The organism is Flavobacterium hercynium, from assembly GCF_002217285.1.
GTDB classification, from domain to species: domain Bacteria; phylum Bacteroidota; class Bacteroidia; order Flavobacteriales; family Flavobacteriaceae; genus Flavobacterium; species Flavobacterium hercynium.
In genome coordinates, this window is record NZ_MUGW01000072.1 from 1 (window position 1) to 15,840 (window position 15,840).

General features: G+C 32.8%; 15 protein-coding genes. 5 read left to right on the top strand and 10 right to left on the bottom strand.

Features of this window, described 5'->3' with window-relative positions:
- Positions 1-54: 54 nt before the first annotated feature.
- On the bottom strand, positions 55-1,665 hold the full coding sequence (locus B0A66_RS21580) for a L,D-transpeptidase family protein (RefSeq protein ID WP_089051917.1): 1,611 nt from the start codon (positions 1,663-1,665) through the stop codon (positions 55-57).
- A 301-nt stretch (positions 1,666-1,966) separates the two neighbouring features.
- Between B0A66_RS21580 and B0A66_RS21585 the strand changes: the two genes are divergently transcribed.
- Entirely contained in the window at positions 1,967-5,422 is a 3,456-nt protein-coding gene (locus B0A66_RS21585; protein WP_089051918.1) for a methylmalonyl-CoA mutase family protein, read from the top strand.
- Positions 5,423-5,572: 150 nt separating this feature from the next.
- Here B0A66_RS21585 and B0A66_RS21590 read toward each other — a convergent pair whose 3' ends face one another.
- From B0A66_RS21590 to B0A66_RS21605, 4 genes are all read right to left on the bottom strand, one after another.
- Positions 5,573-6,178 (bottom strand): hypothetical protein, encoded by a 606-nt coding sequence (locus B0A66_RS21590; RefSeq protein ID WP_089051919.1) that lies wholly within the window; start codon positions 6,176-6,178, stop codon positions 5,573-5,575.
- Positions 6,179-6,183: 5 nt separating this feature from the next.
- Positions 6,184-6,384 carry a hypothetical protein gene (locus B0A66_RS21595; RefSeq protein WP_089051920.1) on the bottom strand — a complete coding sequence of 67 codons (201 nt, stop codon included), beginning with the start codon at positions 6,382-6,384 and terminating at the stop codon, positions 6,184-6,186.
- A 276-nt stretch (positions 6,385-6,660) separates the two neighbouring features.
- Positions 6,661-6,873, bottom strand: a complete 213-nt coding sequence (locus tag B0A66_RS21600; RefSeq protein ID WP_089051921.1) for a hypothetical protein — start codon at positions 6,871-6,873, stop codon at positions 6,661-6,663.
- Positions 6,874-7,266: 393 nt separating this feature from the next.
- Positions 7,267-7,584: a hypothetical protein gene (locus B0A66_RS21605; RefSeq protein ID WP_244283573.1), complete on the bottom strand. Its 318-nt coding sequence runs from the start codon at positions 7,582-7,584 to the stop codon at positions 7,267-7,269.
- A gap of 198 nt (positions 7,585-7,782) precedes the next feature.
- On the opposite strand from B0A66_RS21605, the gene B0A66_RS21610 reads away from it, so the two are divergent.
- A complete protein-coding gene (locus tag B0A66_RS21610) occupies positions 7,783-8,187 on the top strand; it encodes a helix-turn-helix domain-containing protein (RefSeq protein WP_089051923.1) in 405 nt (134 codons plus the stop codon).
- A 95-nt stretch (positions 8,188-8,282) separates the two neighbouring features.
- Here B0A66_RS21610 and B0A66_RS21615 read toward each other — a convergent pair whose 3' ends face one another.
- The 3 genes from B0A66_RS21615 to B0A66_RS21625 all read right to left on the bottom strand — a co-directional run bounded on the left by B0A66_RS21615 (position 8,283) and on the right by B0A66_RS21625 (position 10,375).
- Positions 8,283-8,669, bottom strand: a complete 387-nt coding sequence (locus B0A66_RS21615; protein ID WP_089051924.1) for a secretion protein — start codon at positions 8,667-8,669, stop codon at positions 8,283-8,285.
- 371 nt (positions 8,670-9,040) lie between these two features.
- Positions 9,041-9,445 (bottom strand): T9SS type A sorting domain-containing protein, encoded by a 405-nt coding sequence (locus B0A66_RS21620; RefSeq protein ID WP_089051925.1) that lies wholly within the window; start codon positions 9,443-9,445, stop codon positions 9,041-9,043.
- A gap of 522 nt (positions 9,446-9,967) precedes the next feature.
- Positions 9,968-10,375: a T9SS type A sorting domain-containing protein gene (locus B0A66_RS21625; RefSeq protein ID WP_089051926.1), complete on the bottom strand. Its 408-nt coding sequence runs from the start codon at positions 10,373-10,375 to the stop codon at positions 9,968-9,970.
- 452 nt (positions 10,376-10,827) lie between these two features.
- Between B0A66_RS21625 and B0A66_RS21630 the strand changes: the two genes are divergently transcribed.
- The 3 genes from B0A66_RS21630 (at position 10,828) to B0A66_RS21640 (ending at position 13,310) form a co-directional block, all read left to right on the top strand.
- A complete protein-coding gene (locus B0A66_RS21630; RefSeq protein WP_089051927.1) occupies positions 10,828-11,700 on the top strand; it encodes an AraC family transcriptional regulator in 873 nt (290 codons plus the stop codon).
- A gap of 116 nt (positions 11,701-11,816) precedes the next feature.
- Positions 11,817-12,686 (top strand): alpha/beta hydrolase, encoded by an 870-nt coding sequence (locus B0A66_RS21635; RefSeq protein ID WP_089051928.1) that lies wholly within the window; start codon positions 11,817-11,819, stop codon positions 12,684-12,686.
- Between the two features lie 90 nt (positions 12,687-12,776).
- Positions 12,777-13,310: a hypothetical protein gene (locus tag B0A66_RS21640; RefSeq protein ID WP_089051929.1), complete on the top strand. Its 534-nt coding sequence runs from the start codon at positions 12,777-12,779 to the stop codon at positions 13,308-13,310.
- 71 nt (positions 13,311-13,381) lie between these two features.
- On the opposite strand, the gene B0A66_RS21645 is transcribed toward B0A66_RS21640, so the two are convergent.
- Both B0A66_RS21645 and B0A66_RS21650 read right to left on the bottom strand, forming a co-directional pair.
- Positions 13,382-14,350: a TerC family protein gene (locus tag B0A66_RS21645; RefSeq protein WP_089051930.1), complete on the bottom strand. Its 969-nt coding sequence runs from the start codon at positions 14,348-14,350 to the stop codon at positions 13,382-13,384.
- 172 nt (positions 14,351-14,522) lie between these two features.
- Entirely contained in the window at positions 14,523-15,539 is a 1,017-nt protein-coding gene (locus B0A66_RS21650) for a glutamine synthetase beta-grasp domain-containing protein (RefSeq protein WP_089051931.1), read from the bottom strand.
- Positions 15,540-15,840: the final 301 nt, after the last annotated feature.

Sequence of the window (15,840 nt, forward strand, 5' to 3'; positions counted from 1 at the left end):
TCCGAATTTTAGAAAGTTTTATGTTTTTGAAAAAAATATAAATATCGTAGTTGCTTATATTTCAGTTTCTTGAGTAAAAAGTATTTTGTTTAATTCTGCGTCTCTATCATAAACATCCTGAAAAAATCCTATTTCTCCATCGTCGTTTACCCAAGTCGTAAAATAGCAAATATAAATAGGGACAGTATTTTTTAGTTTAAAAGTAGTTTCTTTTTTACCATCCATCGCCTGGTCGATTTTGGTGGTGTTCCATTCCGGATAATCTTTAAGTAAGGCTACAGCTAATTCTTTTGCTTTTTTAACATTGATACAACCGTGGCTAAAAGTTCTTTTTTCGAAATCAAATAATGTTTTTGCAGGAGTATCGTGCATGTAGATATCATCCGGATTCGGAAACATAAATTTCACCAATCCTAAAGAATTGTCAGGTCCCGGTTTTTGTCGTACCTGACCATTGATCATTTCCATATTATGGTCTGCCAGATAGTTTTTGTCAGCAGCCATTTTTAATTTTAATTCATTATCTACAATACTTTGCGGTACAGTCCAATATGGACTAAAAACCACACGATCAATATCCCCGCTAAAAATAGGTGTTTTTGTTAATTGCGCTCCAACAAAAACTTGTGATACCAGTTCTTTTTTTCCGTTTTTTATATAGTCCAGTTCAAATGAAGGCACGTTTACCATAATATACGTGTTATCATTTACAAGTTGGGGAGAAATCCATCTGCAACGCTCCATATTTATCATTAACGTTTTTATTTTATCAGAAATTGGCGTGTTAAGATCTTTAATATGTTCTTCAGCAATTATATAATTAGGTTTAAAACCATTTCGTACTTTATATTTCATCACCCCATCCATCAATTCTCTATCGTAGAAATTACTTTTAGAGTCTTTTTTCAAATCACCCATTACAAACAAGCGGTTTCGAACCTGACCAATTACAGGCGAGTTGGCATCTGGTCTTAAATCCTGGTAAGGAGATTCAGTTGTTATCGTTTTCCATAAATGATCATGTTCTATTTTTCTGTATTTTTTTAAAGCATCCTGAAGTTTATAGTACTGATCAATAAGCAATACGTTTTTTGTTTCCATTAGATCAGGATCACTAATTAAGGAATCAAGCATTGTATTGTAGGACAGCTTCTTTTTAGGTACCATCCATCCTGTTTTTTTTACGCTTTCGGCATCGATACCTTCGTAAACATTTTTCATATATATAAGGTAAGCAGCACTAAGCAGCATATCCGAATCTGATTTGGAAACTTTTTTGGATTGTCTTTTATTAAAAATTTTATCGATTTCACTTTCGTACGGAATTTCAATATCTAAACCTTCTTCGTCCGTAAGTTTTAGTTTTTGGTAGAGTACTTTTCCAAAATCTGTCACTTTATTGTTTTTATACCAAATTGCATCGTAAGATCTGTTTTTGTACAATTCGTTGACTTCTTTTTGATATTTCTTAAGATCAGAATATCGTGTGAAAAAATCATTTAAAATATCAGTGTCAAAAACAACGCGATCTGAGTTTTCATTATTAGAAACTGATTTCGCAGTAGTCGAAGTCTTTTTGGGATCTATATTTTTATCATGATTTCCAAAAGCCGAAACTGATAAACTAAAAGCAATAATTAGGGTGAGTGGATATAATGTTTTCATTTTTTAAATTTTTACGTTAATACTTAGGTATGAAAAGTTTTTGGGTAAAAATTTGGGGATTTTCTACATTGCTAAATTAGTGTAGTTGTCTGAAAAACAAGTTTTTATATTTTAATTAAATCTTTCAAAATTGCCATGTTGTTATGTTTTTTTTAATAATTAAAATCTTTATATAACGTTTTCGTAATAATTTCGCCAGTTGCAAAGGGCTTAACATTTTTTTTGTTAAGATAAAGATATAAGAATGTTCAAATATTAAATTATTTTGTAAATTGCCACTTAAAATTATCATATTCATAAAATGGAACAACAAAAACCTTATAATCCTAAAAATAAAGTAAGAATTGTCACAGCTGCTTCACTTTTTGACGGACATGATGCTGCCATTAATATTATGCGTCGTATTATTCAGTCAACAGGAGTCGAAGTGATTCATTTGGGTCACGATCGAAGTGTAGAAGAAGTTGTAAATACCGCCATTCAGGAAGATGCCAATGCAATTGCAATGACCTCTTATCAGGGTGGGCATAATGAATACTTTAAATATATGTACGACTTGCTTCAGGAAAAAGGAGCGGGACATATTAAGATTTTTGGAGGTGGAGGCGGCGTAATTCTGCCAAGCGAAATTTCAGAATTGCATGAATATGGAATTACAAGAATTTATTCTCCGGATGATGGGCGTTCTTTGGGATTACAGGGAATGATCAACGATCTGGTAGAACGTGCTGATGTCAGCCCCCCAACCCCCGAAGGGGGAGCTTCGAAAACCAGCGAGAATTTGCAGGACAAAGAAGTCAATACGATTGCAAGATTAATTTCATTAGCAGAAAACAATCCTGATGAATTTCATAAAGTTTTTCCACAGTCATTATCAGCTTCCCCTTTGGGTGATGGGGGGGCACCAGTTTTAGGAATTACCGGAACAGGAGGAGCAGGAAAATCATCTTTGGTAGACGAACTTGTTCGCAGATTTTTAATTGACTTTCCCGAAAAAACAATAGGATTAATATCTGTCGATCCATCGAAAAGAAAAACAGGCGGAGCCCTTTTAGGAGATAGAATCCGAATGAATGCTATAAACAATCCACGTGTTTATATGCGTTCGCTGGCAACACGTCAGTCGAATTTAGCATTGTCTAAATATGTAGCCGAAGCCATTCAGGTTTTGAAAGCAGCAAAATACGATTTGATTATTCTGGAAACTTCAGGAATAGGACAATCCGATACTGAAATTATGGATCACTCTGATGTTTCTTTATATGTAATGACACCCGAATTTGGTGCCGCAACGCAATTAGAAAAAATCGACATGCTTGATTTTGCTGATTTAGTAGCGTTGAATAAATTCGACAAAAGAGGTGCTTTAGACGCCATTCGTGACGTTAAGAAACAATACCAGCGCAATCATAACCTATGGGACAAGAATCCAGATGAAATGCCGGTTTTCGGAACAATAGCTTCGCAGTTTAACGATCCGGGAATGAATACGCTGTACAAATCGATTATGGACAAAATTGTCGAAAAAACAGCTTCGACTTTAAAATCTACTTTTGAGATTACACGCGAAATGAGCGAGAAAATCTTTGTCATTCCACCGCACAGAACCCGTTATTTGTCTGAAATTGCAGAGAACAACAGAAGTTACGACGAGATTGCTAATTCACAACAAAAAGTAGCGCAAAAATTATATGGAATCTTTAAAACGATCGAATCTGTTTCGGGGAAAATTCCGCAAATAAATAAAGCAGGAATCAATGATGAAAGCGTGAGCTTAAGCGCCGCTGATGGACTAGATGAAAACAGAATCTTTTTGAATCTTTTGCTAAATCAGTTTGATAAGGTAAAAATGGATTTAGATCCGTACAATTGGGAAATTATCCTGAATTGGGAAGAGAAAGTCAATAAATACAAAAATCCGGTTTACTCGTTTAAAGTACGTGATAAAGAAATAAAAATCGCAACCCATACAGAGAGTTTATCACACATTCAGATTCCAAAAATTGCATTGCCTAAATACGAAGCCTGGGGCGATATATTACGTTGGAATCTACAGGAAAATGTTCCCGGAGAATTTCCGTTTGCTTCGGGATTGTATCCGTTTAAGCGTGAAGGCGAAGATCCTTCAAGAATGTTTGCAGGTGAAGGGGGACCGGAAAGAACAAATAAACGTTTTCATTACGTAAGTGCCGGATTGCCAGCAAAACGACTTTCTACGGCTTTTGACAGTGTAACATTATATGGTAATGATCCCGATATACGTCCTGATATCTACGGAAAAATTGGAAATGCCGGAGTATCGATTTGTTGCTTAGACGATGCTAAAAAATTATATTCAGGTTTCGATCTTGTACATGCATTAACCTCTGTAAGTATGACCATAAACGGACCAGCACCAATGTTGTTGGGCTTTTTTATGAATGCCGCAATCGATCAGCAATGCGAGTACTACATTAAAGAAAATGAATTAGAAAAAGAAGTTGAGGCTAAAATAAAGAAGATATACTCGGCAAAAGGGATCGAAAGACCTCAATATCAAGGCGGTTTGCCAGAAGGTAATAATGGTTTAGGATTAATGCTTTTGGGTGTTACCGGAGATCAGGTTTTGCCTTTGGAGATTTACAATGATATTAAAACAAAGACCTTATCACAAGTTCGTGGAACCGTTCAGGCCGATATCTTAAAAGAAGATCAGGCGCAAAATACCTGTATTTTTTCTACCGAATTTGCCTTGCGATTAATGGGAGACGTTCAGGAATATTTTATCACCAAAAATGTTCGTAATTTTTATTCAGTTTCGATTTCAGGATATCACATTGCCGAAGCAGGAGCGAATCCTATTACGCAATTGGCATTTACGCTCTCAAATGGTTTCACTTACGTGGAATATTATTTGAGCCGTGGCATGAACATCAACGATTTTGGACCTAATTTATCCTTCTTTTTCTCCAATGGAGTAGATCCTGAGTATTCCGTGATTGGTCGTGTAGCACGTAAAATATGGGCTAAAGCCATGAAAAACAAATACGGAGCCAACGAAAGAGCACAGATGTTAAAATACCATATTCAAACATCAGGACGTTCTTTGCATGCACAGGAAATCGATTTTAATGATATTAGAACGACTTTGCAGGCTTTGTATGCGATTTATGACAACTGTAATTCACTGCATACCAATGCGTATGACGAAGCCATTACAACACCAACAGAAGAATCGGTACGTCGTGCCATGGCGATTCAGTTGATTATCAATAAAGAATTAGGTCTGGCGAAAAATGAAAACCCAATTCAGGGATCGTTTATTATCGAAGAACTAACCGATTTAGTAGAAGCAGCTGTCCTGCAAGAGTTCGACCGAATCACAGAGCGTGGTGGCGTTCTTGGCGCAATGGAAACCATGTACCAGCGTTCTAAAATTCAGGAAGAAAGTTTGTATTATGAAACACTAAAACACAATGGTGATTTCCCAATCGTAGGCGTAAATACTTTCTTAAGCTCAAAAGGATCACCAACCGTTATTCCGGCAGAAGTTATTCGCGCTACCGAAGAAGAAAAACAATATCAAATCACGATGCTCGATAACCTGCACGAAGTACATAAGGCAAAAGTAAACGAGCACTTAAATAAGCTACAAGAAGCCGCTATTAAAAACGAAAACTTATTCGATCACTTAATGGAAGCGACAAAGGTTTGTTCGCTAGGGCAGATTACCTCGGCTTTGTTTGAAGTTGGTGGTCAGTATAGAAGGAATATGTAGAAATTTGTTTTTTATAAATTGCAAAACCTCTCAGTAAAATGAGAGGTTTTTTTTGTTTTAAAATTTTCTTTATGAGATTTTAAAATATAACGTTTTAATTAATAATTCGTGTATCTTTTGATAATTAATCTATTTGAAATGGATTAATTATTATTCATCAAATTCACGAGGAATAAAAAAACCTTTTATGCAATTTTGATTTCTAATGGCTATTTGGATGTGGTTTTTTTCTTTGAATCCAGCATTTTCATATAGATCTTCTCCTTCGAAAAAAACTCCTCGTACAGAATCGTATTCAGGTTTCTTTAAATTAAGATTCATTTGATGAACTGTTTGAATAACTGCACAATCTAAATTTCTTCTAAGTAATTCTCCTTTTTTATTAATTATATTTACAGGTAGTACAGTTTCAAAATTTTTATGCGTGTTACAAAGAAATTCATATCCAACTTTAACGACATCAAGAAATTTTGAATCTAATAAATCAAGACAATATCCTAAATCAATAATAACTCCTAAGACTGCAGGTTCACTTATTAAATTTTCTTTTCCTTTAGGTGGGTTATCTTTTAATTCATGAGCAAATTGTAAAACTCTTTCATGATTATTCTCCCAAAAATAGATTCCATGCCCTAACCAGTCCCAGTCATTTTCACTGGGTTTAAGAATTTCTCCCTTTTTGCAAACTATTTTATCTCTGACTGCTTTATCACAACCATGAAAACCTAAAATTAGACCAGACCTTCTCGAATACATTAATATTATTTATTCTTTTGTTCTTTAGAATTTTGTCTTTTATAACCAATAGATTCAGACGAAGAATATGCTTTGGTAAGGCGTCCAGTTTGAGTATGAATTCCAGCATCTACCAAAAAACTTTTAACATCACTTTCTGATTTTAATAATTCAGTTGAATATTGCTTTAATGCAGCAACATATTCTTTATGTTCTTTTGATGTCATTTGATTTAAGTTTATGTGATTTACAAATATAGTATTTATATACAATAAATAACTACTCTCAACTTATCTAATAAATTTCTATATTGATTAAACGTATTCATTTGATTAATTGTTACAATTAAACTGTTAAATTAATTATTCATCTCTATTAGTAAGAGATATAATGTCTATAATTAAAAGCTATTCTTATACTCTGGGGTTAACAAATTACTTTTCTTGAAATTTTAAAAGCGCGGAATTAAAATTTAATAAATAGTCTGGAAGCATAGACTAAGTTTATCCGTTATATTTTTCAAACATAAAATAAATCCACTTTTTTACATCATGTGGATAAGCAAACAAAGTATTATCTTTTTTTAAAAAAGTCTTTCCAAAGAAGAATAGTTGAAAATCTTTTTTAAAAGTACTAGGTATTGTATCAACGGCAACAAGATCTTTTGTTGTTGATAAATTCTTTAATGTAATTATGTCTTGTCTAGTAACTAACATTTTACAAAGGTATTAAATACTTTATATATGCAACACTAACATTGATTCTTTCATATACTCCATAAAAAAAAGATTTATTTCAATATTATTTTAATTATTCTAAGAAAAACAATTAACACAATCTTGTCTTTTCGAAGAATGAGAAATCTTCGAAAGTAGCTCTGCAACGAAAACCCAATCTTTGTCGAGTTTCTCGCGAAGATTTCTCATTCGAAAAGACAAGATTGAGAGTGTAAAATGAGAGTATAAATGAGTACATAATATGAGCATAAAAAAATCCGCATAAATCCGCGTTTTCGCAAAGCGAATCAGTATCATCTGCGTATCATAAAAAACCTCCCCAACCTTTCCGTGAAGTAAAGATTGGGGACGTTTTATCTGAAAAGGATCTCATCAAGCAATGCCCTCATAAATTTCGCTTAGTAATTCAAATTCATCAAGAGGAAACATTTGTAAAACCATTTCCAAGATTAGCGGTACATTAATAGGTTGTTGGAAAGTATTTGAATTTTGATGCGCTTCGTTTTCTAGTGCTACGATGCATAATTTTATAATTTCGGTAATGCAGCAACCAAGTTCAGCATAACTGTGCATTTTAATAGGAGCGATGTAAGTTCCGTTTTGATCAGCAGAAGGATTTAGGGCAGTACAACATCGGGCAGTTAATTTTTTAAGTTTTTCTAAAATTTCAGTTTCATTTCTCTCCATCATTAGTATTTATTTTTTATTGTGAATGATTTTGCAATTAGACTTTTGATTGGTTATCGCAGTAAAATTGCTGTTATGTTTAATGCGTTGCAAGAAAGAAATCCGCAGAAATGTAGCAAACCATTTTTATCCGTAATTTACAAGTCAAAATATGTATAATACAAGTTTTCTCTTATCATACATAATTATTATCTTTGAATTATGAGCACACTTACAAAAAATCACATAGGGCGAAAAATCAGCCGTATTCGTGAACTAAGAGATATGAAGCAGGAAGCTTTGGCGCTGGCAATGGGAACAAATCAGCAAACTGTTTCGGCAATAGAAAATAGCGAAACGATCGATGAAGAAAAACTAATTGAAGTGGCAAAAGCACTTGGCGTAACTGTTGAAGCAATTAAGAATTTTTCAGATGAAGCAGCCATTAATTATTTCAATACTTTTAATGAAAGTCCTAATAACTATTTCGGACTAACTAGTTGTACTTTCAATCCATTAGATAAGTTAATGGAAACGGTAGATGAAAACAAAAAGCTTTATGAGCGTTTACTTCAGGCAGAAAAGGAAAAAGTAAAATTTTTAGAGAATTTATTGAAAGAGAAGTAATCTTAGAAGAGATTTAAAACTAAAAGATAATTTTAGACATAAAAAAAAGCATCAGCGGCGGCTGATGCTTTTTAGTTTTTAGGGCAAAAAACTAATTAACGACGAAATGCAGGACTTGTGTTTACTGATTCGTCAAGTTTCACGATCTTAACTTTTTTAGCAGCAACCGTAATTTCATGTTTTACAACTTTACTGTTTTCTTTCACTTCTAAAAAGTAAGTTCCGGCTGGATAGCTTTCTAAACTTAAAGTTTTTGAGATCTCCAATTTATCTGCAGCAGATTCTCCTGTGTACAATAAATTGTTGTTTTGATCATAGATAGAAAAAGTTGCTTTTTCGAAGCTGTTTAAAGTAAAACTAACTACTTTACCATTTCCGGTTTTTATATTCAAAATATAATCCCCTTTTTCTTCGTTTGCGTAAGTGAAAACTGTTGTTAAAAATAAGGCTACAACTAAGCTCAATTTAGTAATTCTTGTCATGTTTTTTAAAAATTTTAGTTTCAAATCGTGGATGCGTAAATATAGAAAGACAAATTGAATTTAATACAAAAAAATATGTTTTTTTAATACATAAGTTGCTGAATTCAAACTCTTTCGGTGCTTTCTTTGTGCTATGTACGTAAATACTTTAATCTTGGATTGTTTTTTATTGAAGTTTTTTAATAGATTATAAATGAGTGATTTATATTTATAAGAATAGTTTTCTAAAAGAAGAGCGTTCCTAAAATTCCATTAACAATAAGACATAAAAAAACAGCTCAATAACCACAAAGAGCTGTTTATAAACAATCACGTTTTTAACTTTACTAACTATCTAACCTTACTTATGCTATATGAAAAGCATAACTTTTTTAGCGTGATGCCACGCTTGTATTTTTTGTAAAACCTGCTTTGTAAACAGATGAAACCGCTTTAGATGATAAAGTAGAACCTGTTCCATTTACCGTAATTTCGTGTCTTACCTTTTTTGCATTATCTTCTACTTCTAAGAAATAAGTTCCTTCTGGAAACTCTTGTAAATTAAAAGTTCTTAAAATTCCATCTTTACCTGAAGCACTTTCAGAATAAATTAGAGAGCCGTCCTGGTCATAAATAGCTACATTAGCTTTTGTTACTTTGTTTAAAGCGAAAGTAATTAGCTTACCATTAGCTTTAAGTACATGAACATTAAAATCTGCATTCCCATCAATTGCATAAGTACTCATTCCAGTAAAAAGTACCGCACATACTAAACTTAATTTTACAACCTTTTTCATAGCTTCATTTTTTAAATTAATTAGTTCTAATTCTCTGATGCTAAATTACTTCAAGACTACAAATTACATCACATCTCAATTGGCTAATTTATGTACTATATTCTCATTTACGAAACCGTTATAGGTTAAAGTTTGATTTTTATTTAGTGTTTTTGTTAATATGGTTATTATTTTTTAATGTTTTGCTCTTTTTGTAAAGTTAAGGTTAATTAATTATTTCTTACAAATAATAGCATGTAGTGTGCCATTTCAGAAACTACAAAAAATAAGTAGTAAATCCGTATAAATCCGTGCCTTCGCAAAGCGAACCCGCGTCATCTGCGTATCATAACAAAGTGAAGTGTATTTCAATCGAAAAGAAAAAGATTAAAAAAGGGGTGAGGGAATAATGTTACGAAAGTTTAGAGCAAAAAAAAACAGCTCAATAACCACAAAGAGCTGTTTTAAAAAACCTATTGCTAAGTTTTTAAACTTTACTAACTATCTAACCTCATTATTATACTGTTGCCAGCATAAACTCTTTTAGCGTGTTGCTACGCTGGTATCTTTTGCAGTGGTGTCTGCTTTATAAACTGATGAAACTGCCTTTGTTGATAAAGTAGATACATTATCAGTTACAGTAATTTCGTGTCTTACTTTTTTTGCATTGTCTTCAACTTCTAAGAAGTAAGTTCCTTCCGGAAATTCTTCTAAACTAAAGGTTCTTAGAATACCTTCTTTACCTGAAGCACTTTCAGAATAAATTAAGCTTCCGCTTTTATCATAAATAGATAAGTTTGCTTTTTTAACCTGATTAAGAGCAAATGTTATTAATTTTCCGTTTCCCTTAAGTACGCGAAGGTTGAAATCATCATTCCCATCAATTGCATAAGTACTTAAACCGGATAAAAGCACTGCACACATTACACTATATTTTGATATCTTTTTCATGGCTTTATTTTATTAGTTTGTTTGTTCTAATTCTCTGATGCTAAATTACTGCAACAACACAACTATATTAACAACTCAATTTGCTAATTTATATGCTATATTCTCATTTACGAAAGCGTTATAGGTTAAAATTTGAATTATATATTATGTTTATGTTAATTCACTTGTTATTTTTCAAATAATTGCGGAAATTATAATAGGTTTGTTTTTTAAAATAATTCTTACTTTAATAGCGTATATTTATAAAACCAATGCAAAAAGTATGATTTATAAAATAAATTAGCTTTAAAAAAACGGGTCGTTTAAAAAAAGCAGTGATTGCCATAATTTCTACTTTGCTATTTTGATGATTTTCATGCGAAATTCTCAGTTACGAAAGCGTTGTAGGTTAAAATTTGAATTATTTTGAGTGTTTTAGTTAAATTTGCTATTATTTTTTAAAGATTTTTATCATGAAGACAATCGCCCCCGCTCTTGAAGTGATAACTAGCTCATACGGAAGTTCTTTTACCTATACTAAGCATGCTGAAAAGAGCAATAATAAGACACATCTTTGGCATTATCATCCTGAAATCGAATTGGTTTTTATAAATGGAGGCGCAGGAAAAAGACAGATAGGAAGTCACGTTTCTTATTATACCAATGGTGATCTGATTTTGATAGGTTCAAATATGCCGCATTGTGGTTTTACCAATGAACAAACGGGGAATACAAACGAAACCGTTATTCATATTAAACCGGAATTTTTGGGAAATGATTTTTTTGCAGCTCCGGAAATGAGAAAGGTGCAAAATATTCTCAATCAGGCAAAAGGCGGAATAGCTTTTGGCGGAGAAACAAAAAAGAAGATAGGGAAGAAGATAGAGTTGATGGAAGATCAGCTTCCGTTTGAACGTTTGCTAACGCTTTTGAGTATTTTAGATGAATTGGAAACATCAGACGAGTACACGGTTTTAAATGCAGATGGGTTTTCGCTTGAGTTGAATACGCAGGACAGCGACCGAATCAATGTGGTGTTCAATTATGTAAAAGATCATTTTCAGGAATCAATTGCTCTCGATGAAGTTTCGAATCTGGTTAGTATGACTACACCATCATTTTGCCGATATTTCAAGAAAATATCCAATAAAACATTTACCGAGTTTGTCAACGAATACCGTTTGGTTCATGCTTCAAAACTTTTGGCAGAAAAAGCAATAACTATAAATGAGGTTTGTTACGAAAGTGGTTTTAATAATTTTAGTCACTTTAGTAAATCATTTAAACAATATACTGGTAAAAGTGCCTCGCAATATCGTAACGAACATAAAATTATAATTAGTTAAAAGAAAAACAAAAAACATATAATATCCGATTGGTTGAAAAAACTGGTCGGATTTTTTTATATCATATATTCCGAAAAAGGTATATTTACACTCCATAATCAGAAAAATATCACACAATGAAAAATTTTAAAATTCTCGTATTTACAGCATTTCTTTTCGTTTCATCGATGAGTTACGCTGCTAAAGTCGATACTTTGCAAATTGCCAGCGCTGCTATGAGTAAAACCTACAAAGCAGCAGTAGTACTACCAAATTCTTATAGCAAAAGCAAATCGGCATTTCCGGTAATGTATTTATTACACGGAGCTTATGGTCATTTTAGCGATTGGTTAAAAAATACACCTAACAAAAAACTGGTACAAGGTCTTTCAGATCAATACAATATAATTATAGTAATGCCGGAAGGCGAGGTTTTTAGTTTTTATCTGGATAGTCCTGTCAATCAGGGAAGCCAGTTCGAAACTTTTATAACGCAAGAAGTAATTCAGAAAGTAGATAAAACATACCGAACAATCAGCAACAAAAACGGACGTGTCATTACCGGACTTTCTATGGGAGGTCATGGAGCGTTGTATTTGTCGGCCAAACATCCTGATTTGTTTTGCGCGGCAGGAAGCATGAGTGGTGCAGTAGATATGTCCGTAATGTTAAACAGAGACTCATCTGCACAGGTAGTAAAATTGATGCAGCCCGTTTTTGGAGATAAAAGTGATAGTTCAGAAATGTATGCGCAATATGCAGTCATTAATATGCTGGATAAACTAAAAGCAAACAAACTGCCTTTGATTATTGATTGTGGTGTAGATGATTTTTTAATCGAACCAAATAAAGAGTTGCACAGAAGATTGGTATATAATAAAGTAGATCATGATTATACAGAACGTCCGGGAGCACATACTTGGGATTACTGGGAAAATTCACTTCCGTATCATGTGTTATATTTTAGTAAAATACTGCTTAAGAATCAATTAGTTGTAAAAAAATAATAAAAATTTTAACAAAGAACAGGCTAAAAATTTTTTTTGGTTTGGTTTTTGGAATACCTTTAATATAATTAAAACTAAAAAAATAAAAACATGAAAAAGATACTTACACTTTTCGCAGTTGTTGGATTAATGGCATTTTCAAGCTGCACAGGATCAGACGGGCCAGTTGGACCGCAAGGAGAGCCAGGACAAGATGGTTTAATTGCTGAAGTTTTTGAACTTAAAAACATCAATTTTGCTCTTGATAATGGTGCATATATTATTCGTCAAAATTTAAATCCTGTAATTGTCGATTCAGATGTTATTCTGATCTACAGATTAGATGGAACAATAAATCCTACAACACCTATTTGGCAACAAATACCTAGAACAGTTTTTACTGATGCAGGAGAATTTGATTATGACTTTGATTTCAGTAAACAGGATTTTTCAATCTATGCAAGAGGAACTTATAATTTAGCATTAACGCCGCAATTTATAAATAATCAGACTTTTAGAATTGTAATTATTCCAGGAGCTTTTTCTACAACAGGAAAATCAGTTAACAAAGCAGATTACTCAGATTACAATGCAGTTATCAAACAATACAATATTGATGATTCAAACGTTAAGCGTTTAAACTAAGAAATCAATAGAACTAAAAAAGGGGAAAATCGAAAGATTTTCCCCTTTTTTAGTTTATGACTGAAAGTATATTATTCCTGGTCTTTATCAGTAAGAATTTTTTCTTCTCCATATTTTAAAGAAACCAGAATACCAATTAAAAGTGATAATGCAATAAATCCTAATGATGCCCATTCCGGTAAGTGAACCACATCATGCAGAAGCATTTTAAGACCAACAAAGCTTAAGATTGCAATTAGGCTGTATTCTAAGTAACTGAATTTTGCTAACATATTCGCTAAGAAAAAGTACATAGAACGTAATCCTAAAATAGCAAAGATATTAGAGCTGAATACCAAGAACGGATCTTTTGTAATGGCTAAAATGGCTGGAACGCTGTCTACAGCAAATAGAACATCCATAACTTCGATAACAATTAAGGCTACGAATAATGGTGTAGCAGCTTTTTTTCCTTTCTCTGTCAGGATAAAGAATTTTTCATGATCCATGTGAGAAGTGATCGGAATAATTTTTCCTAACGTTTTATAAACAAAAGAGTCTTTCGGCTGAAAATCTTCTTCTTCTCCTGAAAACAACATTTTTAAAGCTGTAAAAATCAAGAATGCACCAAATACATAAGTTGTCCAGGTAAATTTATTGATCAGCATTACGCCAAAGAAAATCATTAATCCACGGAAAACAATAGCACCTAAAATTCCCCAGAATAAAACGCGGTGTTGGTATTTTTGAGGTATTTTGAAAGAAGCAAAAATAATAGCGATTACAAATATATTGTCGACACTTAGTGATAATTCAATTAAATATCCTGTAATGAATTTCATGGCCGCTACAGAAGGCTTCAGGTTATCTGGATTTTCAATGTAGTTTGTGGTGTAAAGCCAATAAATCACTCCTGAAAAAAGAAAAGATAATGTTACCCAAATTAGTGTCCATTTGCTGGCTTCTTTGGTGCTAATAATATGAGGTGTTTTATTGAAGACACCTAAGTCTAATGCTAGAATAAAAACAACGGCTAACAAAAAGAGAATCCAGACTATCATGATATTTAGTTTTAGTGATGTACAAAGATAGGTTTTGAAGTTTAACTTAAAAATTAAATAGTGAAAAGTTGTGTTGAAATTTCACCTGTTTTTGTGGTTTGAAATAAAGTTTAATGAGCAAAAAAAAAGTGCTATCAAATGATAGCACTTTTAGTATAATTATGACGTTGAATTACAAAGCTGATTTTACAGTTTTGATAATTCTTGCAGCGATTTTGTATGGGTCTCCGTTAGAAGCTGGTCTTCTGTCTTCAAGATATCCTTTCCATCCTTTTTGAACAGTATATAAAGGAATTCTGATTGAAGCTCCTCTATCAGATACTCCGTAAGAGAAATCGTGGATAGAAGCAGTTTCGTGTTTACCAGTCAAACGTTGTTCGTTGTAAGCTCCGTAAACCGCAATGTGTTCTTCAACAACAGGACGGAAAGCTTCACATATTTTTTCGTAAGTTTCTTTAGAACCACATGTTCTTAATACTTCGTTAGAGAAGTTAGCATGCATTCCAGAACCATTCCAGTCTGTATCTCCAAGTGGTTTTGGGTGATACTCGATATAGTAACCATATTTTTCAGTCAAACGATCTAGTAAGTAACGAGCAACCCAAATTTCGTCTCCGGCTTTTTTAGCACCTTTAGCGAATAATTGAAATTCCCATTGTCCGCAAGCAACCTCTTGGTTAATACCTTCAAAGTTAAGACCGGCAGCAATACATAAGTCAGCATGTTCTTCTACTAATTTTCTTCCGTGTGTGTTTTTTCCACCTACAGAGCAGTAGTACATACCTTGTGGAGCAGGATAACCTCCAACAGGGAAACCTAATGGCAATAAAGTTTTAGTATCCATGATGAAATATTCTTGTTCGAAACCAAACCAGAAATCATCATTATCATCATCAATAGTAGCTCTTCCGTTAGAAGGGTGTGGAGTTCCATCAGCATACATAACTTCAGACATTACTAAGTATCCGTTGATGCGAGTTGGATCAGGATAAATTGCAACAGGAACTAAAAGACAGTCAGATGAACCACCTTCAGCTTGTTTAGTCGATGAACCATCAAATGACCAGTTTCCAAGTTCTTCAATTGTTCCTTTGAAGTTTTCATGTTCTTCAACTTTAGTTTTACTTCTAAGATTTTGAGTTGGTTCATATCCGTCTAACCAAATGTACTCTAACTTAATTTTAGCCATAATAATATAAATTTTATTTTTTTTGTTTTTTCGCTGGGTCAAATATAGATTTATTTTTTTAGTCCTAAAAATTAGGGGGCTATTTTGTTTAGCGGAGTATTATTTTTTAGATAAGCGCAAATTTTGAAGGGGTATATTTTTAAAAAAGCAATTTTTAACAGACTAAAGAAGCAAATTCGTAAAAATAGGGTGTGATTTTTGAATTTTTTTATTGACAAATTATGAAAAATTGTTTATTTAATCAATAATCCTGTCGTATTTTGTTATATTTCTGCTTTTGCAATTCATTATTCTTCAAAAA